The following is a 25478-nucleotide window of genomic DNA, read 5'->3' as shown; positions in this document are numbered from 1 at the left end:
TCGCCGGTTGAAGCCTCAGCTGTGGAAGCCGATGTACCCGTTGCCGTCGGAGTCGTCGCGCGACTTGGTGTACGCGTGCGTGTCCGCGTGGCTGCCCGACGGCTTGTACAGGGAGATCGTGTCGCTGGTGTTGTTCCACAGGAAGTTGCAGTTGTTGCGGTAGACGACGTTGTTCGCGTCGGAGTCCGTGCCCCTGCCGCCGCGCAGCCGGACGTAGTCGCCGGGCTGAAGGCTGTGGCTGTTGGTGAACGTGAACGTGTTGCCTGCCGCGTCCTTGACCTTGTAGCCCTTGAGGTTGATCGTCGCGGTGCTGGAGTAGTTCTTGATCGTCACGTACTCCTTGTACGTGTTGCCGCCGGAGCAGCGGTTGTCGTCGCTTCCCGGTGCGTCGTACTGGACCCCGCGGACCTTCAGCGCCGAGCTGTACTCGGTGGCGTACGCGGGGGCCGCACCCAGCAGGGCCACGGCCGCCAGGGCGGAGACGGTGAGCGCGGAGGCGGCGGCCAAAGTCGGGCGTATATGCATGTGTTGTCCTCTTTTGGGCAGGCGGTACGCACGCGGGCACCGCGAAATCGACACGCCATCTTCACAGACGGGTGGGTGTTCGCGGGGTCGAATCGTCGTAACCGCCGTGGCCTACGGCACGCGGTACGTCTCGCCGTAGACCTGCCACGTGAGCGGCTTCTTGAGGCTCAGGTTCCCGTCGTAGAGGAACGTGCGCTGCGCCGTGTCGATGCGCGTGGTGTCGCGGTCCGGGTTCTTGGACTTCATCGCCTTGCGGCGGATGTCCAGGAAGATGTCCAGGTACGCCTTCTCCTTGCCGCCCTGGGACGGGGTGTCGGCTTCCTTCATCGCGCGTTCGCGCAGGCCGTAGAAGCCGTTCGGGCCGATGCCGGGGCCGTGCAGGACCATCGCGTCGTAGTAGATGAACTGGCCGAGCGTGCCGAGGCCGTCGAGCTTGGCGAGGCGGACCGCCGGGTTGAAGTAGACCCGGTCGCGTTCCTCGTCCTGGGCGTCGCGGAACGCCGTCTTGGCCGCCTCCGCCTTCCAGGCCGCCGTGAACCCGGGGTCCAGACCCTCGTGCGAGTCCGTGCCGTCGACCTTGCGCAGGGCCGGGAGGTAGCGGGCGAGGCCGTTGTCCGGGTGGGCCTTGGTGTAACGCTCGACCAGGGTCAACAGGTCGTGGGTGCCGGTGCAGAAACCGATGATGCCCGCGGTGTAACCCTGGCCGTCGTCTATGTCCTCTATGTATCCGTACGCGCTGCGCCAGTCGAGCGTGGAGTTCTCGGCGCTGGCCACGATCTGCTGCGCCAGCTCCTTGGAGGCGGGCGCGGAGAGACCGGGCGGCAGGCTCGCGATCAGCTTGTCGTCGGCCTTGCGCTCCGCGGCCGACTTGCCGTCGTCGTACGAGCGCGCGGAGGCGCCGGCCGACACCGACGGCATGGCCGGGGAGTCGCCCGATCCGCCGTCGGGGGACAGGAGGAACACGACCGCTGTGGCGACGGGGGCCACGGCGAGAAAGGAGAGGACCAGACAGCCTGCGCGTTTCATGCGGGACAGAGTAAGCGGGAGCTGTGAGGTGGCTGTTGCCTGTGTCCTCTATTGAGATGTCATGTGGTGCCTGGGGCCTCTGTGGCGACTGTGATGCCTGTGATGGCTGTGATGTCTGGGGGGTTTGTGGTCTTCGTGGGGGAGGGGGTGGTCCCCGTGATGTCCGCCGGGTGGCCTCGCTCTCCGATGAGGGCGGGGCCGGTTGTCACAGGAGTGCCGATGCCTTCAGCGCCGCCAGGACCAGAAGGAGCCCCACCAGCGCCACGCACGCCACCCCTTGCACCAGGCCCCGTCGCTCCCGCGGCGCGTACACCAGCGCCAGGGCCACGATCCCGCCTGTCAGGAGCCCGCCCAAGTGGCCCTGCCACGAGGCGAACCGGGACGAGATCACCAGCCACACCAGGAAGTACGCCATGAAGCGGTTGACGCCGCTCATGTCCGCGCCGATCCGGCGCGCGATCACGTAGTACGCCGCCGCGAGCCCGAAGATCGCGCCGGACGCCCCGACCGTCGACTCGTCCGGCGCGATCAGCAGCACCAGGACCGAGCCGCCGAGCGCCGCGATCAGATACAGGGCGAGATAGCGGACGCGGCCCAGCTGGGACTCGACGATCCGGCCGATGTTCCACAGCGACCACATGTTCAGGCCGATGTGCAGGATCCCGAACACGCTCTCGGTGGGCGACAGATGGAGGAACGCGCCGGTCAGCAGTCGGTACCACTCGCCCGCCGCCACGCCCTCGGGATGGAAGGCGGCCGGGTACTCGTCCTGGTAGACGTACCCGCCGCCGTCCGGACCGGCCAGGCCGAGACCGAGCATCTGCAGCCGGTCCACGAGGTCCGGGAAGATCGCCTCGCCGAGGAAGACGAGGATGTTCACCGCCATCAGCGCGTACGTCACCAGCGGTACGGCCGAGATCCGGCCGCCCGCCACCGTGCGGGCCTGCCGCACGGAACGGGCCCCCTCGCGCACACACTCCGGGCACTGGAAGCCGACCGCCGCGTCCCGCATGCAGGACGGGCATATGGGCCGCTCGCAGCGCGTGCAGTTGATATGCGTCTCGGCGTCGGCGTGGCGGTAGCACGTCGGCGCCGTGGCGGACTGGGGCGTGGGCTCCACGGCCGGGCTCCTGGGGGTCTGATCAGGGAATGCGTCGACGGGGTCCGCGGCGGTGCGCCCGTCGACATGGGGCGGCGAACAAAATAGCGAACCCGGCGGGGGTCGGACGCCCCGGTCAGGTCTCGATCACGTACCGTCTGCGCCCATGGACACCGAGGCCCCCGTACGCCTGCTGCCCGCCGCGGGGCGCACCGCTGTCGCCTGGAAGAACGGCGGCGGCGTCACCCGCGAGATCGCCGGAGCCCCGCAGGGCGCGGGCATGGCGGACTTCCGGTGGCGGGTGAGTCTCGCGGAGGTGGCCGCCGACGGGCCGTTCTCCGCGTTCCCCGGCGTCGACCGCACGCTCACCATGGTCGAGGGCGACGGCATGGAGCTGACGGTCGACGGGCGGGTGACTCTCGTCGACACCCCTTACGCGCCAAGGGACTTCCCCGGTGATGTGCCCACCGGGTGCCGCCTGCTGGGTGCGCCCGTCGTCAACTTCAACGTCATGTGGCGGCGCGCCGCGCTCACCGCCGCGCCGTCCGTCGCCGTCGTGAGCGGGCGGCTGCCGCTCGCCGGGCCCGCCCTCGTCGTCGCCCTCGCCGACGAAGGAGCCGAGATCGCGGGGCAGCGGCTCGGCCGCTACGACGCCGCGCTCGTGACCGGTGACGGTGCCGCCGCGCTGCACGCCAGGGGGCAGGTCGCCGTGGTCAGCGGCCTGTGAGCAGGGTCACTTGACGGTTCGGGGGTGGAAGGAGTCCCTCCGGGGGGTGGGGGCTTGCCGGGTGGGGTGCGCGCTGGCAGCCTGACCGGCGTGATCGAGATCTCCGACGCTTTCGCGGAACACCGGCGGCTGCTGTTCTCCACCGCCTACCGGATGCTCGGCAGCGTCGCCGACGCCGAGGACGTGCTCCAGGACGCCTGGATCAAGTGGGACGGCGTGGACCGGGCCGGCGTCGCCAACCACCGGGCGTACCTCGTGCGCACCGTCACCAACCTCTGCCTGACCAGGCTCACTTCGGCCCGCGCCCAGCGTGAGACGTACGTCGGGCCGTGGCTGCCGGAACCGCTGCTCACCGACGCCGGGGGAGAGGCCGGGACCGAACCGGTGCCCGACGCGTCCGAGAAGGTCGAGCGGGCCGAGTCCGTCTCCCTCGCGATGCTCGTCGTCCTGGAGTCGCTCTCCCCGCTGGAGCGCGCCGTGTTCGTCCTGCGCGAGGCCTTCGGCTACTCGTACGCGGAGATCGCCGAAGCCACCGAACGCGGCGAGGCCGCCGTGCGCCAGGCCGGGCACCGGGCCCGCGGGCACGTCCAGGCGCGCCGCCCGCGCTACGACACGGACGACGACGCCCGCCGCGAGGTCACGGACAAGTTCCTCGCGGCGTGCTCGGGCGGCGACCTGAACGCCGTGATGGAACTGCTCGCCCCCGACGTCACCGCCTGGTCGGACGGCGGCGGCAAGGTGACCGCCGCGCGCCGCCCCCTGCACGGTGTCGACAACGTCGCCCGCTGGCTGCTCGGCGTGCTCGCCAAGCCCGGCACACGGAACGTCAGCTTCGAGAGCGTCGGCATCAACGGGCAGCCCGGCGTCCTGTTCACCGTCGACGGGCACCTCATCGGCGCGCTCGTCGTGGACACGGTCGACGGCCTCATCCAGGAACTCCGCTTCCAGGTCAACCCCGACAAGTTCGCCGGCCTCACCCGCCGCCCCGCCTGAACCGACCGCCCCGGGAGGGGGCCCGCGCCTGACCGACGTCCTCGCGGTCAGCCGGTCGTGGACCCCCCGTCCACGGCGAACTCCGCGCCGGTGATGTACGACGCCGCGTCCGACGCCAGGAACACCACCAGCTCACCGACCTCCTCGGGGCGGCCCATCCGGCCCAGCGGCAGATGCGACCAGTCGGTGCGGCCGACCTCCGCGACCATCGGGGTGTCGATCGCGCCGGGGTGCACCGAGTTGACCCGGATCCGGTGCGGCGCGAGGTCGAGCGCCGCCGACCGGGTCAGGCCGCGCAGCCCGAACTTCGACGACCCGTACGCCGCGTGGCCCTTGATGCCGACGAGCCCGGCGGTCGACGAGACGTTCACGATCGAGCCGCCGCCCGCCTCCTTCAGGGCGGGCAGCACCGCCTGTATGCCGAGGAACGGGCCGAGCAGATTGACCCGCAGCAGCGCCTCGAAGTTCTCGTACGTCTCCTCCTCGACGGGGGCGGTGCGCCACACCGCGGCGTTGTTGACGAGGGCGTCGAGCCGCCCGAACGCGTCCAGCGCGGTGCGCACGGCCCCGCCCCAGCTCTCGGCGGACGTCACGTCGTGACGTGTGAATCGCCCTTGGCCGTCGAGGGACTTGGCGACCTCGCGCCCCTCCTCCTCCCGTACGTCACCGATCACGACGCGCGCCCCGGCCGCCGCGAACAGGCGTGCCTCGGCCGCGCCCTGCCCCCGCCCGGCACCGGTGATCAGGACGACCTTCCCGTCGAGCGAGACCCCCATGTCAGGACCTGCCCACGCGGACCGCAGCCGTCACCGTCGCCCGGCACCGCGCGGGCGTCCCCACGCGTCCCGCAGCGGCCGCGCCTTGCGCAGCCAGAGCGACAGGTCCAGCTCCTGCGTGTAGCCGACAGCGCCGTGCAGTTGGAGCGCCGCCCGCGCCGCCGTGTACGCCGCCTCTCCCGCCGCGACCTTCGCCGCCGCCACGTCCGCCGCGGACAGGGTGAGCGCCGCGCCGAACAGCAGCGGCCGCGCGAACTCCAGGCCGACGAGCACATCCGCGAGCCGGTGCTTGACCGCCTGGAACGAGCCGACCGGAACCCCGAACTGCTCCCGCTGCCGCACGTATGCGACGGTGCGGCGCAGCAGTTCGAGTCCCACACCCAGTGATTGCGCCGCTGTCAGGAACGCCGCCAGGTCCCGCGCCCGCGCCACCGCCTCGCGTATCTCCGGGCCCCGCGCCACCACCTCACCGCTTCCGGGCGCGCACAGGCGCCGCGCCGGATCGGCCGACTCCCGCGGCGGCCCGTGCCCCGCGACGGCGAGCCGCACCTCGTCGCCCTCCGCCACGAACACCGCGTCCGCCGCGTCCGCGTCCAGCGCGAACACCTCCGACCGCAGCGACACCACCGCGTCGCCGGACGCGATCCGGGGCAGCCACTCCTTCGCGGGACCGGCGCCCTCCGGCAGCCCCGCGAGCAACGCCGCCACCGCCGCCGTCTCCACCACCGGGCCCGGCACCCCGTGCCGCCCCAACTCCACGTAGGCCACCGCCAGCTCGACCGGCAGCGGACCCACGCCCTCGTACGCCTCCGGGACCGCCAGCGCGAACACGCCCGCCTCGGCGATCCGCGCCCACAGTGCCCGCCCCGGCCCGTGGTCCCCGGCCGCCCACGCCCGGATCGCCGACGGGGTGTCCGCCGCGGCCAGCATCCGCTCCAGGGTGCGGCCGAACTCGGTCTGCTCCGCGTCCAGCAGGAACCTCATCAGCGACGCCCCTTCGGGAGGCCGAGCAGCCGCTCGGCGATGATGTCCCGCTGGATCTCGTTCGTCCCCGCGTAGATGGGGCCGGCCAGCGAGAAGACGTAGCCCTCCGCCCACGCGCCGTCCGCCAGCTCGCCCTCCGGGCCCAGGAGGTCCAGCGCCGTCTCGTGCAGGGCTATGTCGTACTCCGACCAGAACACCTTGTTCAGGCTCGACTCCGCGCCGATCCGCCCGCCCGCCGCGAACCGCGACGCGCCCCCGTACGTGAAGAGCTGGTACGCCCGCGCCCCGATCAGCGCGTCCGCCACCCGGTCCCGCGTCCCCGGATCCGCACCGCGCTCCCGCCACAGCCGCAGCAGCCGGTCGGCCGACGCGAGAAAGCGGCCCGGGGAGCGGAGCATCAGCCCCCGCTCGTTCCCCGTCGTCGACATCGCGATGCGCCAGCCCTGGCCCACCTCGCCGATCACGTCCTCGTCCGGCACGAACACGTCGTCCAGGAACAGCTCCGCGAACGCCGGCTTCCCGTCGAGGCGCCCGATCGGGCGGACCGTGACGCCGGGGGCGCGCAGGTCGAACATCAGGTAGGTCAGCCCGCGATGCGGCTTGTCCGCCTCCGGGTCCGAGCGGAAGATGCCGAACGCCCGGTCGGCGAACGCGGCCCGCGACGACCATGTCTTCTGCCCGCGCAGCAGCCATCCGCCGTCCGTGCGTATCGCCCGCGAGCGCAGCGCCGCCAGGTCCGACCCTGCCTCCGGCTCCGACCAGGCCTGCGCCCAGATCACCTCGCCGCTCGCCATCGACGGCAGCACCCGCGCCCGCTGCTCGTCCGTGGCGTGGTCGAAGAGGGTGGGGGCCAGCAGATTGATGCCGTTCTGCGAGACGCGGCCCGGGGCGCCCGCCGCGTAGTACTCCTCCTCGAAGATCAGCCAGCGGACGATGTCGGCGCCGCGGCCCCCGAACTCCCGCGGCCACGACACCACCGACCAGCGGTCCGCGTGCAGTTCGGCCTCCCAGGCGCGGTGCGCGGCGAACCCCTCCGCGGTCTCCAGGGACGGCAGCGGGTCGGCGGGCACGTGCGCGGTGAGCCAGGCCCGCGCCTCCTCGCGGAACGCGTCCTCCTCGGCCGTGAACTCCAGATCCATCGGGCCCCCACCTCGTACGCCCGGCGCGCCCGCCCGCTGTTCAGCGGACCTCGGCACACCACCCTTCCCTAACAAGTGTTTGGTAGGTTAGCGTACGAGCATGGACAGCGTCGAGGAGTTCGGAGCGAAGATCCGCCGGGCGGCACCCGCGTACGTGCCGGGGCACGAGTTGCTCGCCGGACGCACCGCCGTCGTCACCGCCGCCGCGGGCGCGGGGATAGGCGGCGCCACCGCGCGCCGCCTGCTGGAGGAGGGCGCCCGCGTCGTCCTCAGTGACGCCCACGCCCGCCGCCTCAAGGAGAGCGAGCAGGCGCTCGCCGCCGAGTTCGGCGCCGACCGGGTCTCGGCCCTGCCCTGCGACGTCACCCGGGAGGAGCAGATACAGGCGCTGTTCGCGCACGTCGGCGAGGTGCACGGCGGCCTCGACATCGTCGTCAACAACGCCGGTCTCGGCGGGACATCGGCCCTCGTCGACATGAGCGACGACCAGTGGAGCCGTGTCCTCGACGTGACGCTGAACGGGACGTTCCGCTGCGTACGCGCCGCCCTGCGCGCCTTCCGCGACACCGGCCGCACGGGCGTCGTCGTCAACAACGCGTCGGTGGTGGGCTGGCGTGCCCAGGCCGGGCAGGCGCACTACGCCGCCGCCAAGGCCGGCGTGATGGCGCTGACCCGCTGCGCGGCGACCGAGGCGGCGGACCTCGGCGTACGGGTCAACGCGGTGGCGCCGAGCCTGGCCATGCACCCGCACCTGGTGAAGGTCACCTCGGCCGAGCTCCTCGCCGAGCTCACCGAGAAGGAGGCCTTCGGCCGGTACGCGGAGCCCTGGGAGGTGGCCAACGTGATCGTGTTCCTGGCCTCCACCTACTCCTCCTACCTCACCGGCGAAGTCGTGTCCGTGAGCAGTCAGCGGGCCTGACGGAACCGGGACACGGCCGATGACTCCCTCGCCCGAGCGGCGCCGCCAGCTCCTCGCCACCGCCGCCGAGGTGTTCGCCGCCCAGGGCTACAGCGCGACCACCGTGCGCCGGATCGCCGACGCGGCCGGGATGCTCGCGGGCAGCCTCTACTACCACTTCGACTCCAAGGACTCGATCGTCGAGGAGATCCTGCGCGGCTTCCTCGACGAGCTGTGGGGCGGCTACGACGCCGTGCTCGGCGCCGGTCTCGGCCCCCGGGAGACGATGCAGGCGCTGGTCACCGAGTCGTTCCGGGAGATCGACCGGCACGGGCCCGCCGTCGCCATCTACCAGAAGGAGTCCGCGGCCCTCGCGGCGCGGGAGCGGTTCGCGTTCCTCGCCGCCTCGCAGCGCAGGTTCGAGACGACCTGGCTGACCACCCTGGAGAGAGGGGGCGCGGCCGGAGTGTTCCGGGCCGACCTCGACCCCCGGCTCACCTACCGGTTCGTGCGCGACACGGTGTGGGTGGCCGCCTCCTGGTACCGGCCCGACGGCCGACACAGCCCCGAGGAGATCGCCCGCCAGTACCTGGCGATGGTCCTCGACGGCATCGCCGTACAGGCATCCGAAGAACCCGATGGAACCGCCCAGTCGATCGCAGAGTGACCGCCAGCCGAAGGAGCCGTCATGGCCGAGGCCTACATCGTCGAAGCAGTCCGCACCCCGGTGGGGCGCCGCAGGGGCGCCCTCAGCGCCGTCCACCCCGCCGACCTCGGCGCCCATGTCCTCAAGGAACTCGTCGCCCGCAGCGGCATCGACGCGGCCGCCGTCGAGGACGTCGTCTTCGGCTGCCTCGACACGGTCGGACCGCAGGCCGGGGACATCGCCCGCACCGCCTGGCTCGCCGCCGGGCTGCCCGAGGAGGTGCCCGGCGTCACCGTCGACCGCCAGTGCGGCTCCTCGCAGCAGGCCGTGCACTTCGCCGCGCAGGGCGTCATGTCCGGCACCCAGGACCTCGTCGTCGCGGGCGGCGTGCAGAACATGTCGATGATCCCCATCGCCTTCGCCTCCCGGCAGGCCGCCGAACCGCTCGGCCTCACCGCGGGGCCCTTCGCCGGCAGCGAGGGCTGGCGCGCCCGCTACGGCGATCAGCCGGTGAACCAGTTCCACGGCGCGGAGCTCATCGCCGCGAAGTGGGGCATCAGCCGCCGTGACCAGGAGGAATGGGCCCTGCGCTCCCACCGGCGTGCCCTGCGCGCCATCGACGAGGGCCGCTTCGCCCGCGAGACCGTCGCGTACGGCGATGTCACCGTCGACGCGGGCCCGCGCCGCGACACGTCCCTGGAGAAGATGGCCGGCCTCGCTCCCGTCGTCGAGGGCGGCACCATCACCGCCGCCTGCTCCTCCCAGGTCTCCGACGGCGCGGCCGCGATGCTCCTCGCCTCCGAGCGGGCCGTACGGGAACACGGTCTGACGCCCCGGGCCCGCGTCCACCACCTCTCCGTACGCGGGGAGGACCCCATCCGGATGCTGTCCGCCCCGATACCGGCGACCGCCCACGCCCTGAAGAAGACCGGCCTGAGCATCGCCGACATCGACCTGGTCGAGATCAACGAGGCGTTCGCGCCCGTCGTCCTCGCGTGGCTGAAGGAGACGGGCGCCGACCCCGAGAAGGTCAACGTGAACGGCGGCGCGATCGCGCTCGGCCACCCCCTCGGCGCCACCGGCACCCGCCTGATGACCACCCTCCTGCACGAACTGGAGCGCACCGGAGGCAGGTTCGGCCTGCAAACCATGTGCGAAGGCGGCGGCCAGGCCAATGTGACGGTGATCGAACGCCTGTGAGGGATGGCTCGGCGCGGGGCGGGACAATGGGGCCGTGCCTACCAAGAAGAAGCCCCAGTCGACGACCGCCGCCCCGCCCGAGCGGCGCGGTGAACTCCTCCACACCGCGGCCGAGGTCTTCGCCGAGCAGGGGTACAACGCCACCACCGTCCGCAAGATCGCGGATCAGGCGGGCATGCTCGCGGGCAGCCTCTACTACCACTTCGACTCCAAGGAATCGATGCTGGAGGAGATCCTGCGCACGTTCCTCGACGAGCTGTGGACCGGCTACGACACCGTGCTCGACGCGGGCCTCGGACCGCGGCAGACCCTGGAGGCGCTGGTCACCGAGTCCTTCCGGGAGATCGACCGGCACCGCCCCGCCGTCGCCATCTACCAGCGCGAGGCGAAGGCCCTCGTCGCCCAGGAGCGCTTCGGGTTCCTCGCCGCGTCGCAGCGCCGCTTCGAGAAGGCCTGGCTGACCACCCTGGAGCAGGGCGTCGCCGACGGTGTCTTCCGCGCCGACCTGGACATCCGGCTCACCTACCGCTTCGTGCGCGACACGGTGTGGGTGGCCGCTTCCTGGTACCGGCCCGGCGGGCAGCACAGCCCCGAGGAGATCGCACGCCAGTACCTTTCGATGGTCCTGGACGGGATCGCCCGACGCGACACATGAGCGGGCCGCGTGCTATGATCTACGTGTTGCAGTTTTGGTACCCATAGACTTTATGTGCGCCTGACGGGAATGTTCCTCAGGCGCATTATTGTTTTCCGGGGTGTGTTCCCGGAATCCGGCGTTCCCATGAGCGTTCTCGGAATGGGGGCTGCTACCTGTTCAAGGAGAATGACATGGCCACCGGTACCGTGAAGTGGTTCAACTCGGAAAAGGGCTTCGGCTTCATCGAGCAGGACGGCGGCGGCGCCGACGTCTTCGCCCACTACTCGAACATCGCCACCTCGGGCTTCCGTGAGCTCCAGGAGGGCCAGAAGGTCACGTTCGACGTGACGCAGGGCCAGAAGGGCCCGCAGGCGGAGAACATCCTCCCCGCCTGATCCAGCATCACCGGGCCGGGGTCCGCACCGCTGACGGTGCGGGCCCCGGCTCGCGCTGTCCCCGTCCCCGGAAGGCATGCCGCATGGCCAGCTCACCCCGCCCGTCCCGCCGTCGCAGTCCCCGCCCCGCCACCACCGGCGGAAAGCGCCGCGCCCCCGAGCAGCAGCGCCGGCAGCAGCCCACGCCGCCGCGCGAGTTCACCATGCCGGAGAACACCACTCCCGCGCTGCCCCCGGTCGACACCTTCGCCGAACTCGACATGCCCGCAGCCCTGTTGAAGACCTTGGCCGCGCAGGGCGTCACCGCGCCCTTCCCGATCCAGGCCGCGACGCTGCCCAACTCTCTCGCCGGACGGGATCTGCTCGGCCGCGGCCGCACCGGCTCCGGCAAGACCCTCGCCTTCGGGCTTCCGCTGCTCGCCCGCACCGCCGGTGCGAAGGCCGAGCCGCGCACCCCGCTGGCCCTCGTGCTCGTCCCCACGCGCGAGCTGGCCCAGCAGGTCACCGACGCCCTCACCCCGTACGCCACCTCGGTCAACCTGCGCATGGCCACCGTCGTCGGCGGCATGTCGATCGCGCGGCAGGCCGGCCAGCTGCGCCGTGGCGCCGAGGTCGTCGTCGCCACCCCCGGCCGCCTCAAGGACCTCATCGAGCGAGGTGACTGCGACCTCGCCCAGGTCCGCATCACCGTCCTCGACGAGGCCGACCAGATGGCCGACATGGGCTTCATGCCGCAGGTCACCGCGCTGCTCAAGCAGGTCGAGGCGGGCGGCCAGACGATGCTGTTCTCCGCGACGCTCGACCGGAACGTGGACCGTCTCGTACGGCAGTTCCTCACCGACCCCGTCGTGCACTCGGTCGACCCGTCCGCGGGCGCCGTCACGACGATGGAGCACCACGTCCTGCACCTGCTCGACGAGACCGACAAGAAGGCCGTCACGGCGCGCATCGCCGCGCGTGAAGGCCGCGTCATCCTCTTCGTCGACACCAAGCGCTCCGCCGACCGGCTCGCCAAGCGCCTGCTGGCCAGCGGCGTGTTCGCCGCGCCGCTGCACGGCGGCCGCAGCCAGCCGCAGCGCAACCGCACGCTGGAGCAGTTCAAGGACGGCCGGGTCACCGCGCTCGTCGCCACGAACGTCGCCGCGCGCGGCATTCACGTCGACGACCTCGACCTCGTCGTGAACGTGGACCCGCCCACCGAGCACAAGGACTACCTGCACCGCGGCGGCCGCACCGCCCGCGCCGGTGAGTCCGGCAGCGTCGTGACGCTGGTCCTGCCCGAGCAGAAGCGCGATGTGCAGCGCCTCATGCGCGACGCCAAGGTCCAGCCCCGTACGACGCAGGTCCGGTCCACGGACGAGGAGCTGGTGGAGATCACCGGCGCCCGCGAGCCGTCCGGGGTGGCCGTCACCATCGCCGTGCCCGAGCCGACCGCGCCGTCCGCCGCCTCGAAGCCGCGCCGCTCGCGCCGCTCCCGCGGTGCCGGTTCCGGCAACGGGGGTACGGGCCGTGCGGCCGGTGGCGAGGGCCAGCAGCGCTCCTCGGCCGCCGGGTCCGGCGGCCGCCGCCGCTCCGCCGGTGGCGGTGCGAACGGCGCCGGTGCGGGTTCCGGGACCGGCGCGGGCGCCGGTGGCGCCCGGCGTGGCCGGGGTCCGCGTGGCCCCCGCAAGGCCGCCGCGTAACCCGGCCGAAGGTACCTCGAAGGAGACGGGCGCGACTCACTCGACGAGTCGCGCCCGCAGCATCGCCACCGTGCGCCGGTCGACACCGAGTCCGTCGGTGACGTACCGGCGGAGGCTGCCGTGGTCGGCGCGGACCTGATCGAGGGCGGCCCCCAGGTACTCCGTGCGCACCTCCTGGAGCGGGATCAGCAGCTCCGGATCGCGCATCGCACCGGACTGCCGCAGGCTCTCGCGCAGCTTCGCGTCGTGCGCCGCGCGGAAGGTGTTGGACGCCAAGTAGTCGTCGACAGCGATCCGTTCAGGCACGCCGAGCAGGCGCAGCAGCACGTACGTCGTCCAGCCGGTGCGGTCCTTGCCGGAGGTGCAGTGGTACAGCAGGCTGCCCCTGCCGTACGCGATGTCGTGCAGCGTCGCCGCGAACCGCGCGCGATTGTCGGCGCTGGTCACGAACATCGGGTAGACGCTCCGCATGAACGCGGCCGCCCGCCCGCCGCCCAGCATCTCCTCCTGCCGGACCGGGTCCTGGGAGGCGATGGCGGCCAGGATCCGCGCGTACAGGCCGTTGTCCGTGACCGGGCGCGCGACGCCGGGCACCCCCGCGGGCAGCCGGTCCGCGCCGTCGTACTGGACCTCCAACGGCACCCGGTAGTCGACGACCTGACGCAGCCTCAGCGCGCTGAGCGTCGTCACGTCGGCAGCGGTCAGCTTGCTCAGCGCGTCGGCCCGGTAGACCAGCCCGTGGCGCACCCGGCCGCCGTGGCCGGCCCGGTGGCCGCCGATGTCACGGACGTTCACCGCTCCTTGCAGCGGGATCTGCCGGATCCTGGGGGTGCCGGGAGCGGCGGTGGCGACGGCCGGGGCGAGTGCCGCCGCCGTCACCGTGCCGAGGGCGGCGCCGAGCACCCGGCGCCGCGGGAACATGGCTCTGCTCGTGGCTGGCATACGTGAACTCCCTTGCGGAAGCGGCCGGTCGACGGCCTGTGGATCACCCTGGTGTCGGCAGGGTGCCGAGCACGTGCCGGGCCTCGGCCAGCACGCGGTCGACGAGCTCCGCGCAGCTGGGCAGGTCCTCGATGAGCCCCGCGACCTGGCCCGACGCCATCACGCCGAGGTCGGTGCGGCCCTCGACCATGGACGCCTTCAGGAGCATGGGGGTGTTCGCGGCGAGCAGGACCTGGCTCCAGGTGAGGTCCTTGCCGTGCTTCATGGCGAGCCCGTCCCTGACCATCTGCGGCCAGGAGAGACCGGAGAGCCTGCGGAACCCGGCGGCGCGCCGTACCGCCTGGAACAGCGCACGCGAACGCCCCGCGCTCTCCAGGGAGTTCACGAGATCCGTGCGCAGCATGCGATGCGGAAGACCGTCGACCGCCCGCGTCACGGTGACGTCCTTCACCGACGCCGCGAGATAGCGGGCCTTCACCGCGTCGGGGACCGTGGAGTCGGACGTCAGCAGGAACCGTGTCCCCATCGCGACGCCCGCCGCCCCGTAGGCGAGCGCGGCGACCAGGCCACGCCCGTCGTGGAAGCCGCCCGCGCCGACCACCGGTATGTCCACCGCGTCGACGACCTGCGGCAACAGCACCGAGGTGGCCACCTCGCCCGTATGGCCGCCGCCCTCGCCGCCCTGCACGATCACCGCGTCCGCGCCCCACGCCGCGACCTTCTCCGCGTGCCGCCGCGCCCCGATCGACGGGATGACGACGACCCCGGCGTCCTTCAGCTCGGCGATCAGCTCGCGCGAGGGGGCGAGCGCGAACGAGGCCACCTTCACGCCCTCGTCCACGATGATCCGGACCCGCTCCCGCGCGTCGCCCGCGTCGGCCCGCAGATTCACGCCGAACGGCTCGTCGGTGCGGGACTTCACCTCCCGTACGGCGGAACGCAGTTGATCGACCGTCATGGTCGCGGAGGCGAGGATGCCGAGCGCCCCCGCGTTCGCCGAGGCCGACACGAGCCGGGGACCCGCGACCCAGCCCATGCCGGTCTGGACGAGGGGGTGGCGCACGCCGACGAGCTCGGTCAGGGGCGTACTGAGCGTGAACGCGCCGCCGCCGCTCATACGGACGGGACCTCCCGCTCCCGCGTCCCCTTCGGGTCGACGACCTCCCGGATCAGCCGCAGTTCCTCGGCCGTGGGCTCACGCGTGAAGGGCACCTCGCCGCCCCGCGGCAGCGCGAGCCGGAAACCCGTCGCCTCCCGCACCTCCTCGACCGTGACCCCCGGATGGACGGAGGCCAGCCGCATCGCGTGGTCGGGCGTCTCGAAGTCCAGGACGGCCAGGTTCGTCACGACGCGCGGAAGACGGTGATAGCGGGTCGCCGAAGGCCCGGCCGCGGCCGCACTGTCGTACCCCACTCCGCTGATCATGTCGACCTTCTCGACGAAGACCCGGCGACTGTGCCGCGGAACCCAGTAACTCACCGGATTGTTCAGGGTGTTGACGGGCGCGCCGCGCACCCCGAGCAGCTGCCGGTCGGGCCGCGCCCAGTCGCCGATGCACGAGATGTTCTGGTTCCCGAACCGGTCGAGCTGGCTCGCGCCCATCATCACGTGCCGCTTCCCGCCGCTCACCATCGCCAGATGCTGCCGGTACGGGAGCCAGCCCTCGGCCTCGCCGTCGAGGCCGATCAGTGTCGCCTCGCCGTCGGTGAGCAGCAGATCGGGGGAGAAGGTCCGCTTGGCGAGCCGCGCCCCGACCGACGGGATCAGGCCCATGGGGCTGGCGAGCACCTCCCCGTCGTCCCGCCAGGCGTCGGCGCACGCGATCACGCAGTACTCGGCGCGGCTGACGGTGGTGGCGCCGGCCTCGGCGCCCGTCTCGGGGGAGGTCACTTCTGCTCCTCGTGCCAGGCCTGTACGGCGGACTGGTACTGCTTCTCGTCGCCGCCCGGCGGCAGGAACCGCGCGGCGAACTCGGGCCAGGGCGTGGTCGCGTACAGCTTCTGGAACGCCTCGTCCCGGTCGTGGTCGGGCACGCAGGAGGTGAAGTGCGCCCCGTTCGGCGTCTCGACGACGCCCGTCACGGCGTACCGCTTGATGAGGAGGGACTGCGGGACGACATCGCTCCCGAAACCGTCGACCAGCCGCTCGCAGGAGACGTACGCCGCGTCGGCCGCCTCGCAGAACAGGTCGTCGAAGTACGGGTCGGGGCCCAGGTACTGGCCGTTGCCGTGCCGGTCCGCGCGGTTCACGTGCACGAGCGCCGCGTCCAGGCGCAGCGCGGGCATCGCGACGAACGTCTCCCCGTCCTCGTACGGTGAGGTGACGGTCCGCAGACGCGGGTTGACGCGCATCACGTCCGAGCCGATGCCCGCCCGCACCGGCAGGAACGGCAGCCGGTTCGCCGCCGCGTGCAGGCCCCACATGAACATCGCCTCGTCGACTTCCTCCATCTCCACCGTGCCCTGCTGGCGCGCGGCCCGGAAGTTCGGTTCGAGCGGGATCGAGTCGAGCGTCACGAACGCGGCGACCAGCTTGCGGATCTTCCCGGCGGCGGCGAGCAGTCCGACGTCCGGGCCGCCGTACGAGACGACGGTCAGGTCTGTCACGTCGCTGCGCAGCAACGCCCTCACCAGCGCCATGGGTTTGCGGCGCGAGCCCCAGCCGCCGATGCCGACGGTCATGCCGCTGCGCAGGCGGGCGACGACCTCGTCGGGTGTCATGGTCTTGTCCGTCGTGGTCCGGTTCCGGTCCGTCATGGTCATGTGTCCTCCTGTCCGGACGTACCGGACTGTCCGGAGGTACCGGACTGCCCGGACGTGTCGGGCTGTCCGAACGTCTCGCGGACCCGGTCGGCGACGCCGCTGAGGTTCGCCTCGAAGGTGAAGCCCTGCTCGAAGCGGTAGCTGCGGTGGACGTCCATGGGGTCGATGCCGTTCAGCGCGGCCTTCGCGAGGCGGATGAGGCTGCCGTCCTTGCGGGCGATGTCGCGCGCCAGCTCCACCGCCGCCTCGCGCAGGCGCTCGCGCGGGACGACCCGCCACACCGAACCGTGCGCGTGCAGTTCGGCGGCGGTGGCCGTGCGGGACGTGTAGAAGAGGGCGCGCATCAGATGCTGGGGGACCAGGCGCGAGAGGTGCGTGGCGGCGCCGAGCGCGCCACGGTCCAGCTCGGGCAGGCCGAACGTGGCGTCGTCGCTCGCCACGATCGCGTCCGCGTTCCCCACGAGCCCGATGCCGCCGCCCAGGCAGAACCCGGCGACGGCCGCCACGACCGGCACCTCGCACCGGTACACCGCCGAGAACGCCTCGTAGCAGCCGCGGTTGGCGCCGAGGAGCACGCTGTGGCCGCCCTTCGCCGCGGCCGTCTCGCGCTGCATCTCCTTGATGTCCACCCCTGCGCAGAACCCCCGGCCGCCCTCGGCGGACGTCAGCACCACGCAGCGCACGTCGGGGTCGAGGCCGGCGGCGCGCACGGCGTCCGCCAGGTCGTACCAGCCCTGTACCGGCAGCGCGTTGACCGGAGGGAAGTCCACCGTGACGACGGCGATCCCCTTTTCGGGTGAGGAGGTGTGGACACCCATGGCGTTCAGCTGCCTTTCCACCTAACGTTTGTTTGGTGAACATGACCGTAGCAGGCGACGGCAGGCAGCGGAATGGGCCGGGCGGGGTGCGGGGGAGAGGGGCGGGAGATGGATCTGACGGGCCGGGTCGCGGTGGTGACCGGTGGTACGAGGGGGGTGGGCGCGGGGATCGCGAGCGCCTTCGCGCAGGCCGGGGCACGTGTGGTGATCTGTGCGCGCAGGCCGCCCGAAGTGCCTTTGGCGGGCTGTGAGTTCCTGTCGGTCGACCTGCGGGACGCCACCGCCGTACGGGACTTCTTCGCGGGCCTCGACCGGGTCGACGTCCTCGTGAACAACGCGGGCGGTACGCCGTACCGGCTGCTCGGCGACAGCGACGCCGAGCGGCACGCACGCGTCATCGAGCTGAACCTGACGGCGCCGCTGACCGCGTCCCTCGCCGCCCGCGAGCGGCTCGCCGCGGCGCGCGGATCGATCGTGATGATCGGCAGCGTCAGCGCCACCCGGGCCTCACCCGGCAGCGCGGCGTACGGGGCGGCGAAAGCGGGCCTGGAGAACCTGGCGCGGTCGATGGCCGTGGAGTGGGCGCCGGAGATCCGGGTCAACACGCTGGTCCTCGGCATGGTGCGCACGGAACTCTCGGCCCTGCACTACGGGGACGAGGCGGGCATCGCCGCGGTCGGCGCGACGGTGCCCCTGGGACGGCTCGCCGAGCCCCGCGAGATCGGCGAGGCGGCGGTGTTCCTGGCGTCGGACGCCGCCTCGTACATCAGCGGGGCGAGCCTGCTCGTGCACGGCGGCGGGGAGCGCCCCGCCTTTCTCGACGCGGCAACGGCCAACAAGGAGGCATGAGATGACGGATCAGGGTGCGGCGTCGGCGGGCGGCGGTCTGTGCGCGGGACGCGTGGTCGTGGTGACCGGGGCGGGCCGTGGCCTGGGCCGCGCGCATGCCCTCGCGTACGCCGCCGAAGGGGCGAAGGTCGTCGTGAACGACCTCGGGGTGGGGCTCGACGGACAGCCCGCCCCCGACAGCCCGGCGGCCCACGTGGTCGACGCGATACGGGCATCGGGTGGCGAGGCGGTCGCGCACGGCGGCGACATCGCGACGTCGGAGGGGGCCGCTTCCCTCGTCGCCGCGGCCGTCGACACCTTCGGGAGGCTCGACACCCTGGTGAACAACGCCGGGTTCCTGCGCGACCGCATGCTGGTCAACCTCGACGAGGACGACTGGGACGCCGTGCTGCGCGTCCACCTCAAAGGCCACTTCCTGCCGCTCCGGCACGCCGCGGCCTACTGGCGCGGCGAGGCGAAGGCGGGCCGCACGCCGGTCGCCCGCGTCGTCAACACCTCGTCCGGGGCCGGCCTGTTGGGGTCGGTCGGCCAGGGCAACTACAGCGCCGCCAAGGCCGGGATACTCGGCCTCACCCTGGTGGCCGCCGCCGAGATGGGCCGGTACGGGATACAGGTCAACGCGATCGCACCGGCCGCGCGGACCCGGATGACCGAGGCCGCGTTCGCCGAGACGATGGCGGCCCCCGAGGCGGGCGCCTTCGACGCGATGGCCCCGGAGAACGTGTCACCGCTGGTGGTCTGGCTCGGCTCGGGCGCGCCCAGCGACGGGGTGACCGGGCGGGTCTTCGAGGTCGAGGGCGGCCGGATCACCGTGATGGAGGGCTGGCACCCGGGACCGACCGTCGACAAGGGCGAGCGGTGGACTCCGTCGGGGGCGGGGGACGCGGCGCGGGAGCTGGTGCAGCGGGCACGAACACCGGGGGAGGTGTACGGGGCTTCCTGACGCCGTGAGGTATCTCCTGGCCGACGCGTGGACGTGGCGCGCCCGCGGTGAGACCGGACGGCCCGTCGAAGCCCTCGCCCCGTACGAGGTGCTCGCCGTGCGGCGCGGCCACCACGGCGCGCTGCTGCGCGCAGGGCGGGCCCGCGGCACTCTCGACGCCGTGCCCCTCCCTCGGCGGGGAGGGGCGTCGGGTCGCTCAACTCCGGCGCGGGAGGGTCCACTCCAGTCGATTCCTGACCCGTACGTCGGTCAGGGCGCGGGCGCCGTCCTGGGCCACGTCACGCGCGTAGTCGCCGGGCGTGGCGCAGGCCAGCAGTCGCGCGAGCGTGTCCACGGCGCGTGCGTCCTGGCGGACGGCGAGCCCGCGGGCCGCCTCCGCCGCCACGTCGTCCCGCGGGTCGTCCAGCAGGGCGGCCAGCGCGGCACGCACCCGCGGGGTGTCCGCCCCGGTTCCGGCGAGCGCGGCCGCGGCCCACGTCCGGACGCCGGGATCGGTGTCGCGGGTGAGGGCGAGGAGCGCGTCGACGGCGGCACTGTCGTCGCCCGAGTCCCCAGCGGCCCCGGGAACACCGCCGGTCAGGCCGTGCAGGGCGAGGGCGACCGCACGCCGTACCTCGGGATGCGTATGACCCGCGAACCGGATCACCTCCGGCACGGCGGCGGGGTCGGTCGACTGCCCGAACGCGCCGATGATGGAACGGAGCTCGAACCAGCTCGGACCCTCGGCGCCACTCTCGTCCCCGGCCCCACTCCCGGCCCCGGCCCCGGCCCCAGTCCCGCTCTCGGCCCCGGCTCCAGTCCCAGTCTCGGCCCCGGCCCCACTCTCGGCCCCGGCCCCGGCTCCAGCCCCAGCCCCAGCACCCGCCGCGGCCCCAGCCCCCGCCGCCGTGTTCCCGCGTCGAGCCATCCTCCGTAGCGAAGGGAACGCCCGGCGGGCGAACGGACGGACCCCGCCCGGACCCGGCGACCCCAACTGCCCCAGCACATCCGCCGCGAAGGCCCGCCGCAACGGCTCCCGGTCCACGCACCACGCCGCCGCCGCGCGGAACGTCGCGTCGTCGCCGCGGCGGCGCAGCACCTCCATCGCCTCGATCCAGTCGTCGTTGTCGGGGTCGCCGCAGCGCACCGCCCGGTCGGCCAACTCGGCCGCGGGTGTCGGGACGCCGAGGTCGGCCTCCAGGAGCGTGGCGATCGCGGCATGGCCCGTCTGCTGATGGTTGCCGCTCGTCGGGCGGCCCGTCGCGTCGAGCAGTTCGACGACGACCGTGACGCCGCCGTCCTCCGGGAACCGCTGGACCACCGCCTCCCGGGACGCGCCGTCCGGCACCGACGCCACAAGCCCCTCCCGCAACCGCTCCGCCACATCCACCCCCAACCACCGCCGCGCCTCCGCCAGCGCCTCCTCGCGCCCCGCCGCCCCCTGTTCGAGGAGCGCCCGCACACACCCGGTCGACCCGCGCCGCGCGGCCACTACCAGCGGCAACTCCCCGCTCGGACCCGGCAGTCGAGGGTCCGCGCCGCCGTCGAGCAGGGCCCGCACCACGGCCTCGTGCCCCAACTGCACCGCCCACGTCAGCGCCCGCCAGCCGCCCTGCTCCACCCCGTCCGCCCGCGCCCCCGCCGACAGCAGGGCCCGCACCACCTCGGCGTGCCCGCCGCACGCCGCCCCGCACAACGGCAGATCCGTACCACTGCTCAACTTGTCGGGGTCCGCGCCGGCCGCGAGCAGCAGCCGTACGATGCCGGGCTCGTCGCACATCGCGGCCCGGTACAGCGCGCTCTCCCCGTCCGTATCGCACACCTCGCCCGGCACTCCGGCCCGCAACAGCCGCACCACCGCGTCCTCGTCACCGCCGTGCACCGCCTCGAACAGGCCGGAAACACCCGCCTTCCGCTCGTCCTCCATACGACGAGCCTCACCCGCAGACCCCCCGAACGCAAAGCAATTGCGGGCAAAAGACTCGCGCCGCCCCCGAGCCCCCCCGGACACCCCTCCGGCCACCCTCCGGACACACCTCCGGAGGCACCTCCGAGCCGCCTCCCCGGGCGCCGCCGCGCTACGTATCGCACTCCAGGACCGTGCGGCACAACCCGCACCGCGCCCGCACCCGTCCCCGTACCGGAACCCGGATCCGCTGATGGCACGTAGGACAGGGGAACGCCACCCGCAACCCGCTCCTGTCCTGCGGACCCTCCGCCGAGAAGGTGTAGGGGCCCGCCGGCGCGGGCCCGCGCGTCCCGTGATCCTGCGCGTAACGGCGGTCCTTCGCGTACCGGCGCCGGCCCGCCCACCCGGCGGCGGTCAGCGGCGGCTGCTGCTCGTCGCGCCGCGCCTGCGCGAGCCCCTTCGCGTACGCCGTGTACGCCTGCGGACTGGTGAACCACGTCTCCGGCGCCTCACCGAACACCAGCGACCGCTTCGCCAGTACGTAGCCGAACTCCTCCGGCGTCAGATAGCCGAGCTTCTGCGACGACGACGCGTCCTCCCGGTACGCGTCGAGGAGCAGCCAGCCCGCGCCCAGATACGTCGCGGCCGTGTCCGTGAGGATCTCGTTGTCGCGCGTCCCCGGGAACTCCAGGCCGAGGCGGTGCAGATACACGTGCATGACCTCGTGCGCGAGCGCCGCCCCGATGTCCCTGCGATGCGTACGGAACCGGTCGTTCAGCTCGATGAAGTACTCGGGGCCCGCCGCGAGTTCGACGCTCGCCGCGTGGTGCATCTCGCGGAAGCTCACGATCATCCGGGCGTCGGGCAGCCGGTAGTGCCGCACCAGTTCGCGGGCCACGCGCTGCGCCCCCATGTGCAGATCGTCCTGGTCGCAGAACGCCACGTCCGCCGGGGCGACACTCGTCGCGAACGTGTGCACCGTGTCGTACGAGAGGCGCTTGTACAGCGCGGTGACCGCCGACCGTACGGTCTCCAGATGCGGGTAGCCGTGCACCACCGGTCCGCCGTTCGCCACGCGCGCACCCCCAGGGGCCGCCGGGCCGTGTCCCTCCGGGGCCCGCCCCCGGGCCCGGCGCCTCCAGAGTACGGCGGGCCCGCCGCCCCCGAACAGCACGCCAGAGCGGCCCGCTCCGCCGGCCTCGGGGGAATCGGGTGCGGCGGAGCGGGCGCGCCGGGCCTCGCGCCACCGGTCCCGGGGGTGTCGGAGCGGCAGCGCAAGGCCGGGCACTCCTCCAGCGCGCCGACCCCACGAACTGTCACAGGGCCTGACACCCGTCTCCGCCGCACACGGGCGCGGAGAAGGGCCCTGCGGGGGCGGCCGTCCTCACCGCAGAGTGATCCGCTCCCCGGCCTCCTCCAGCTCCAGCACCCACACCTCGTTGACGCCCTCCCGCAGCACCGGGCCCGGAACGAACAGCGACTCCTGTGGTCCGACGGCCCAGTAGCGGCCCAGGCAGAACCCGTTCACCCACACGAACCCCCGGGTCCACCCCGGCAGTTCGAGCGCCGCGTCCCCCGCCCCGGACACCTCGAACGTTCCCCGGTGCAGGCCCCGACCGTCGCCGGACCGTCCGTCCCACGGCAGCGCGGCCACCCCCGCGGCCGTGAACGCGTCCAGCCGCAGGCCCCGCGCCCGTACTCCGTGCAGGAACTGCCGCTCGTGCAGCAGGCCGCCCGTGACGCCCTTCGACTCACCGGTGCGCGGACCGTAGTTGACCCGGCCCAGCGACTCCACCCACAGCTCCACGCGCGCGTGCCCCGCGACCTCCCGCGCGAGCTGCGGCTCGTCCTCCGTGAGGACACCGGCCCGCTCTCCGTCGACGTACACGAGAGCGAGGTCCCGCAGCCCGGCCGCCCGCAGCGGGTACGGCTTCCGCGGTCCGGGCACCGTCACCGCGTACCGGACCAGGCCACGGTCCACGTCGAGGTCCTCGAACGACGGGGGCACCGCGTACTCGGCCTCGGGGCCGCCCAGCGCCTCCAGGACGCCGCCCAGCGCCGTGCAGGCCGTCAGCTCGGCCGTGACCGGGCCCGCCAGGGCGGCGGGCTGCTCGGGCACGTCGGGCAGCGGACCGTCCGCGTAAGCGGCGAGCACCTCCCGGAACAGCCAGAACTTCTCCGTGGGCCGCCCGAACTCGTCGATCGGCGCGTCGTAGTCGTACGAGGTGACGTCCGGCTGAAGCTGTCCGCCGTGCAGCGCGCCCCCGCCCCGGTTCGCCCCCGCCCAGCCGCCGAAACTCGTCCCGCCGTGCGCCATGTACAGGTTCACCGACGCCCCGCACTCCAGGATCTCCCGCAGCGCCCGCGCCGCGTCCTGCGCGTCGCGTACGACGTGCTCCGCGCCCCAGTGGTCGAACCAGCCGCACCAGAACTCCATGCACATCAGCGGCCCCTTGGGGCGGTGCCTGCGCAGCGTCGCGAAGCCCTCGCGCGCGTGGGAGCCGAAATTCGCCGTCGCGAGGATCCCGGGAACCGAACCGCCCGTCAGCATGTGGTCCTCGGGGCCGTCCGACGTGAACAGCGGCACTGTCACACCGAGTTCGACAAGGAGGTCGGCAAGAGCGCGCAAGTAGAGGTGGTCCGAGCCGAAACTGCCGTACTCGTTCTCCACCTGCACCATGATCACCGGGCCGCCCCGATCGATCTGCCGCTCCACGACCTGCGGCAGCAGCGCTCCGAACCACCGCTCCACACAGGAGAGGAACTCCGTATCCCTGGTGCGGATCCGCGCGCCCAGGGCGCCCGTCACCCAGTGCGGCAGCCCGCCGTTCTCCCACTCGGCACAGATGTAGGGACCGGGCCGCACGATCACCCACAGACCCGCCTCCTGGGCCGCGTCCAGGAAACGGCCCACCGCCGCCGCGTCGCGCACCTCACCGGGACGCGGCTCGTGCAGGTTCCACGGCACGTACGTCTCCACGCAGTTCAGGCCCATCGCCCGCAGCATCCGCAGCCGGTGCGGCCACTGCTCCTCGTGCACCCGGAAATAGTGCAAGGCCCCCGACAGCAGCCGCACGGGCCGCCCGTCCACCTCGAAGTCGTCCTCGCCCACCCTGAACTCGGCCATCACGTGCTCCTCTTTGCCTGACGGGTCCGCCTGACGGGTCCGCCCGACGGGCGCATCACCCACCGGCCGCCACCTTCACCTCTGGCGGACGGAACGGTCCATGGACAAAGATCGGCTGTTGTTGGACGGCTCTTGTCGGACGGAGACCGGCGCGCGAATCACCACGGGAGGGGACACATGTCCACGTATCACACCTGGATGCGCTACTTCACGCCCAGCCCGGTCCACCACCGGCTCGGCCTCGTCTGCCTCGGCGTCGGACTCCAGCACGGCCTGCTGCCCACCGTCGGACCCCGCACCCTCGACCATCACGTCGCCGTCGTCGTCACCGCGGGCAGCGGCTGGTACCAGGACACCGAAGGGCGCCGCACCACCCTCACCGCGCCCGCCCTGATCTGGCTCACCCCCGGCCGCCCCCACCACTACGGAGCCGACCCCGGCACCGGCTGGGACGAGTGCTTCGTCGACTTCACCGGGCCCGCCACCACCACGTACACCGAACTCGGCTACATCGAGCCCGAGCGGCCCGTCGTGCCCCTCTCCGACGCCGCCCAGGCCCGCGCCGCCGTCGGCCGCATCGCCCGCGCCGCCCGCCGCGGCAACCCCTCCTGGAGGTGGAGACCGGAGCCGCCGTCCACGAGCTCCTCGTCGCCCTGCGCCGCGCCCGCGCCGACATGGCCCCCGACGGCGACCCCGTCCTCCAGGCGCTCGCCCGCGACGCCTTCCAGCCGCTGTCCGTCGCCGAACACGCCGCACGGCACGGCATGACCCCCGCCGAACTGCGCACGGCCGTGCGGCGCGGCGCCGGATGCAGCCCCAAGGACTACCTCCTCGGCATCCGCCTCGGCCGCGCCAAGGAACTCCTCGCCGCCACCGAACTGCCCGTCGCCGCCGTCGCCCGCCGCGTCGGCTACGACGACCCCGCCTACTTCTCCCGCCTGTTCACCCGCCGCGTCGGCACCGCACCCGTCCGCTTCCGCGAACAACAGGGCCGTGCCGTCCCCGGTGGCTGGTCCGACAAGATCCCCGACCCCGACGACCCGCCCATGCTCCACGTAGGCTGATCCGTCATGACCACCAGCACGCCCGAACAGCAGCCCGCAGTCGACCCGGCCGTCCGCGCCGAGCTCGGCCGCCTGCGCGACAGCATCGACAACATCGACGCCGCAGTCGTCCACATGCTCGCCGAACGCTTCAAATGCACCCAGCAGGTCGGACACCTCAAGGCCCAGCACGCCCTGCCCCCGGCGGACCCGGCCCGCGAGGCCCGCCAGATCGAGCGCCTGCGCCAGCTCGCCGAGAACGCCAAACTCGACCCGGCGTTCGCCGAGAAATTCCTCAACTTCATCATTTCCGAGGTGATCCGCCACCACGAGCAGATCGCCGAGGCGACCTCGAGCACCCCCGGCGCCTGAGAAGGCG

At 72.9% G+C, this 25478-nt stretch carries 24 protein-coding genes and 2 pseudogenes; 12 read left to right on the top strand and 14 right to left on the bottom strand.

Annotation, left to right across the window (positions count from 1 at the left end; all coding sequences use genetic code 11):
- Positions 1–15 precede the first annotated feature (15 nt).
- The 3 genes from V2W30_RS10360 to V2W30_RS10350 all read right to left on the bottom strand — a co-directional run bounded on the left by V2W30_RS10360 (position 16) and on the right by V2W30_RS10350 (position 2671).
- Complete coding sequence (locus tag V2W30_RS10360) at positions 16–525, bottom strand: lamin tail domain-containing protein (protein ID WP_338695533.1); 510 nt, start codon at positions 523–525, stop codon at positions 16–18.
- Between the two features lie 111 nt (positions 526–636).
- Positions 637–1551, bottom strand: coding sequence for a chitosanase (locus tag V2W30_RS10355; protein WP_338695531.1), 915 nt, complete (start codon positions 1549–1551; stop codon positions 637–639).
- 205 nt (positions 1552–1756) lie between these two features.
- Positions 1757–2671, bottom strand: coding sequence for a rhomboid family intramembrane serine protease (locus V2W30_RS10350; RefSeq protein ID WP_338695529.1), 915 nt, complete (start codon positions 2669–2671; stop codon positions 1757–1759).
- A 145-nt stretch (positions 2672–2816) separates the two neighbouring features.
- Here V2W30_RS10350 and V2W30_RS10345 point away from each other — a divergent pair, with 145 nt between their 5' ends.
- The gene (locus tag V2W30_RS10345) at positions 2817–3377 is read left to right on the top strand and encodes a HutD family protein (RefSeq protein WP_338695527.1); all 561 of its coding nucleotides are present in this window, start codon (positions 2817–2819) and stop codon (positions 3375–3377) included.
- Between the two features lie 90 nt (positions 3378–3467).
- On the top strand, positions 3468–4370 hold the full coding sequence (locus tag V2W30_RS10340) for an RNA polymerase sigma-70 factor (RefSeq protein ID WP_425244516.1): 903 nt from the start codon (positions 3468–3470) through the stop codon (positions 4368–4370).
- Between the two features lie 47 nt (positions 4371–4417).
- On the opposite strand, the gene V2W30_RS10335 is transcribed toward V2W30_RS10340, so the two are convergent.
- From V2W30_RS10335 to V2W30_RS10325, 3 genes and pseudogenes are all read right to left on the bottom strand, one after another.
- Entirely contained in the window at positions 4418–5146 is a 729-nt protein-coding gene (locus tag V2W30_RS10335) for a glucose 1-dehydrogenase (protein WP_338695525.1), read from the bottom strand.
- Between the two features lies 1 nt (position 5147).
- A pseudogene (locus V2W30_RS10330) lies at positions 5148–6130 on the bottom strand (acyl-CoA dehydrogenase family protein).
- The gene (locus tag V2W30_RS10325) at positions 6130–7269 is read right to left on the bottom strand and encodes an acyl-CoA dehydrogenase family protein (RefSeq protein WP_338695523.1); all 1140 of its coding nucleotides are present in this window, start codon (positions 7267–7269) and stop codon (positions 6130–6132) included. The pseudogene V2W30_RS10330 and the gene V2W30_RS10325 overlap by 1 nt, the downstream one beginning before the upstream one ends.
- A 100-nt stretch (positions 7270–7369) precedes the next feature.
- Here V2W30_RS10325 and V2W30_RS10320 point away from each other — a divergent pair, with 100 nt between their 5' ends.
- The 6 genes from V2W30_RS10320 (at position 7370) to V2W30_RS10295 (ending at position 12727) form a co-directional block, all read left to right on the top strand.
- Positions 7370–8188: an SDR family oxidoreductase gene (locus tag V2W30_RS10320; RefSeq protein ID WP_338695522.1), complete on the top strand. Its 819-nt coding sequence runs from the start codon at positions 7370–7372 to the stop codon at positions 8186–8188.
- Positions 8189–8207: 19 nt separating this feature from the next.
- A complete protein-coding gene (locus tag V2W30_RS10315; RefSeq protein ID WP_338695521.1) occupies positions 8208–8834 on the top strand; it encodes a TetR/AcrR family transcriptional regulator in 627 nt (208 codons plus the stop codon).
- A 21-nt stretch (positions 8835–8855) separates the two neighbouring features.
- Entirely contained in the window at positions 8856–10013 is a 1158-nt protein-coding gene (locus V2W30_RS10310) for an acetyl-CoA C-acetyltransferase (protein ID WP_338695520.1), read from the top strand.
- 34 nt (positions 10014–10047) lie between these two features.
- Positions 10048–10668, top strand: coding sequence for a TetR/AcrR family transcriptional regulator (locus tag V2W30_RS10305; protein ID WP_338695518.1), 621 nt, complete (start codon positions 10048–10050; stop codon positions 10666–10668).
- Between the two features lie 173 nt (positions 10669–10841).
- On the top strand, positions 10842–11045 hold the full coding sequence (locus V2W30_RS10300) for a cold-shock protein (protein WP_005318814.1): 204 nt from the start codon (positions 10842–10844) through the stop codon (positions 11043–11045).
- An 83-nt stretch (positions 11046–11128) separates the two neighbouring features.
- Positions 11129–12727, top strand: coding sequence for a DEAD/DEAH box helicase (locus V2W30_RS10295; protein WP_338695509.1), 1599 nt, complete (start codon positions 11129–11131; stop codon positions 12725–12727).
- Positions 12728–12763: 36 nt separating this feature from the next.
- On the opposite strand, the gene V2W30_RS10290 is transcribed toward V2W30_RS10295, so the two are convergent.
- Genes V2W30_RS10290 through V2W30_RS10270 form a run of 5 tightly spaced genes read right to left on the bottom strand, consistent with a single transcriptional unit; the run spans position 12764 to position 17249 of the window.
- Entirely contained in the window at positions 12764–13669 is a 906-nt protein-coding gene (locus V2W30_RS10290; protein ID WP_338695508.1) for a tyrosine-protein phosphatase, read from the bottom strand.
- A 43-nt stretch (positions 13670–13712) separates the two neighbouring features.
- Positions 13713–14786, bottom strand: a complete 1074-nt coding sequence (locus V2W30_RS10285) for an NAD(P)H-dependent flavin oxidoreductase (protein WP_338695507.1) — start codon at positions 14784–14786, stop codon at positions 13713–13715.
- On the bottom strand, positions 14783–15559 hold the full coding sequence (locus V2W30_RS10280; protein ID WP_338695506.1) for a CoA-transferase subunit beta: 777 nt from the start codon (positions 15557–15559) through the stop codon (positions 14783–14785). Before V2W30_RS10280 ends, V2W30_RS10285 begins: the two co-directional genes overlap by 4 nt.
- Positions 15556–16431, bottom strand: a complete 876-nt coding sequence (locus V2W30_RS10275; RefSeq protein WP_338695504.1) for a CoA transferase subunit A — start codon at positions 16429–16431, stop codon at positions 15556–15558. The genes V2W30_RS10280 and V2W30_RS10275 overlap by 4 nt, the downstream gene beginning before the upstream one ends.
- Positions 16428–17249, bottom strand: coding sequence for an enoyl-CoA hydratase family protein (locus V2W30_RS10270; RefSeq protein ID WP_338703553.1), 822 nt, complete (start codon positions 17247–17249; stop codon positions 16428–16430). Before V2W30_RS10270 ends, V2W30_RS10275 begins: the two co-directional genes overlap by 4 nt.
- A 108-nt stretch (positions 17250–17357) precedes the next feature.
- Between V2W30_RS10270 and V2W30_RS10265 the strand changes: the two genes are divergently transcribed.
- On the top strand, positions 17358–18098 hold the full coding sequence (locus V2W30_RS10265) for an SDR family oxidoreductase (protein ID WP_338695502.1): 741 nt from the start codon (positions 17358–17360) through the stop codon (positions 18096–18098).
- A 1-nt stretch (position 18099) separates the two neighbouring features.
- Positions 18100–19041, top strand: a complete 942-nt coding sequence (locus tag V2W30_RS10260) for an SDR family oxidoreductase (RefSeq protein ID WP_338695501.1) — start codon at positions 18100–18102, stop codon at positions 19039–19041.
- A 196-nt stretch (positions 19042–19237) separates the two neighbouring features.
- Here the strand turns inward: V2W30_RS10260 and V2W30_RS10255 are convergent, their stop codons facing one another.
- From V2W30_RS10255 to V2W30_RS10245, 3 genes are all read right to left on the bottom strand, one after another.
- Positions 19238–20947, bottom strand: a complete 1710-nt coding sequence (locus tag V2W30_RS10255) for an ankyrin repeat domain-containing protein (RefSeq protein WP_338695499.1) — start codon at positions 20945–20947, stop codon at positions 19238–19240.
- Positions 20948–21098: 151 nt separating this feature from the next.
- Positions 21099–22004, bottom strand: a complete 906-nt coding sequence (locus tag V2W30_RS10250) for a hypothetical protein (RefSeq protein WP_338695497.1) — start codon at positions 22002–22004, stop codon at positions 21099–21101.
- Positions 22005–22313: 309 nt separating this feature from the next.
- On the bottom strand, positions 22314–24056 hold the full coding sequence (locus V2W30_RS10245) for a beta-galactosidase family protein (RefSeq protein WP_338695496.1): 1743 nt from the start codon (positions 24054–24056) through the stop codon (positions 22314–22316).
- A 177-nt stretch (positions 24057–24233) separates the two neighbouring features.
- On the opposite strand from V2W30_RS10245, the pseudogene V2W30_RS10240 reads away from it, so the two are divergent.
- Positions 24234–25120: pseudogene (locus V2W30_RS10240) on the top strand (helix-turn-helix domain-containing protein).
- 6 nt (positions 25121–25126) lie between these two features.
- Positions 25127–25471 (top strand): chorismate mutase, encoded by a 345-nt coding sequence (locus V2W30_RS10235; protein WP_338695495.1) that lies wholly within the window; start codon positions 25127–25129, stop codon positions 25469–25471.
- Positions 25472–25478: the final 7 nt, after the last annotated feature.

Origin of the sequence: Streptomyces sp. Q6 (genome assembly GCF_036967205.1) — a bacterium.
GTDB classification, from domain to species: domain Bacteria; phylum Actinomycetota; class Actinomycetes; order Streptomycetales; family Streptomycetaceae; genus Streptomyces; species Streptomyces citrinus.
Note: the sequence above shows the minus strand (reverse complement) of the source record. Positions and strands in the feature narration are given on the sequence as shown.

Excerpts from the sequence above, each read along its gene's own strand:
- V2W30_RS10360 (WP_338695533.1), bottom strand. The coding sequence starts at position 525 with ATGCATATACGCCCGACTTTGGCCGCCGCCTCCGCGCTCACCGTCTCC.
- V2W30_RS10355 (WP_338695531.1), bottom strand. The coding sequence starts at position 1,551 with ATGAAACGCGCAGGCTGTCTGGTCCTCTCCTTTCTCGCCGTGGCCCCC.
- V2W30_RS10345 (WP_338695527.1), top strand. The coding sequence starts at position 2,817 with ATGGACACCGAGGCCCCCGTACGCCTGCTGCCCGCCGCGGGGCGCACC.
- V2W30_RS10335 (WP_338695525.1), bottom strand. The coding sequence starts at position 5,146 with ATGGGGGTCTCGCTCGACGGGAAGGTCGTCCTGATCACCGGTGCCGGG.
- V2W30_RS10325 (WP_338695523.1), bottom strand. The coding sequence starts at position 7,269 with ATGGATCTGGAGTTCACGGCCGAGGAGGACGCGTTCCGCGAGGAGGCG.
- V2W30_RS10320 (WP_338695522.1), top strand. The coding sequence starts at position 7,370 with ATGGACAGCGTCGAGGAGTTCGGAGCGAAGATCCGCCGGGCGGCACCC.
- V2W30_RS10315 (WP_338695521.1), top strand. The coding sequence starts at position 8,208 with ATGACTCCCTCGCCCGAGCGGCGCCGCCAGCTCCTCGCCACCGCCGCC.
- V2W30_RS10310 (WP_338695520.1), top strand. The coding sequence starts at position 8,856 with ATGGCCGAGGCCTACATCGTCGAAGCAGTCCGCACCCCGGTGGGGCGC.
- V2W30_RS10300 (WP_005318814.1), top strand. The coding sequence starts at position 10,842 with ATGGCCACCGGTACCGTGAAGTGGTTCAACTCGGAAAAGGGCTTCGGC.
- V2W30_RS10295 (WP_338695509.1), top strand. The coding sequence starts at position 11,129 with ATGGCCAGCTCACCCCGCCCGTCCCGCCGTCGCAGTCCCCGCCCCGCC.
- V2W30_RS10290 (WP_338695508.1), bottom strand. The coding sequence starts at position 13,669 with ATGCCAGCCACGAGCAGAGCCATGTTCCCGCGGCGCCGGGTGCTCGGC.
- V2W30_RS10285 (WP_338695507.1), bottom strand. The coding sequence starts at position 14,786 with ATGAGCGGCGGCGGCGCGTTCACGCTCAGTACGCCCCTGACCGAGCTC.
- V2W30_RS10275 (WP_338695504.1), bottom strand. The coding sequence starts at position 16,431 with ATGACCATGACGGACCGGAACCGGACCACGACGGACAAGACCATGACA.
- V2W30_RS10270 (WP_338703553.1), bottom strand. The coding sequence starts at position 17,249 with ATGGGTGTCCACACCTCCTCACCCGAAAAGGGGATCGCCGTCGTCACG.
- V2W30_RS10265 (WP_338695502.1), top strand. The coding sequence starts at position 17,358 with ATGGATCTGACGGGCCGGGTCGCGGTGGTGACCGGTGGTACGAGGGGG.
- V2W30_RS10260 (WP_338695501.1), top strand. The coding sequence starts at position 18,100 with ATGACGGATCAGGGTGCGGCGTCGGCGGGCGGCGGTCTGTGCGCGGGA.
- V2W30_RS10255 (WP_338695499.1), bottom strand. The coding sequence starts at position 20,947 with ATGGAGGACGAGCGGAAGGCGGGTGTTTCCGGCCTGTTCGAGGCGGTG.
- V2W30_RS10245 (WP_338695496.1), bottom strand. The coding sequence starts at position 24,056 with ATGGCCGAGTTCAGGGTGGGCGAGGACGACTTCGAGGTGGACGGGCGG.
- V2W30_RS10235 (WP_338695495.1), top strand. The coding sequence starts at position 25,127 with ATGACCACCAGCACGCCCGAACAGCAGCCCGCAGTCGACCCGGCCGTC.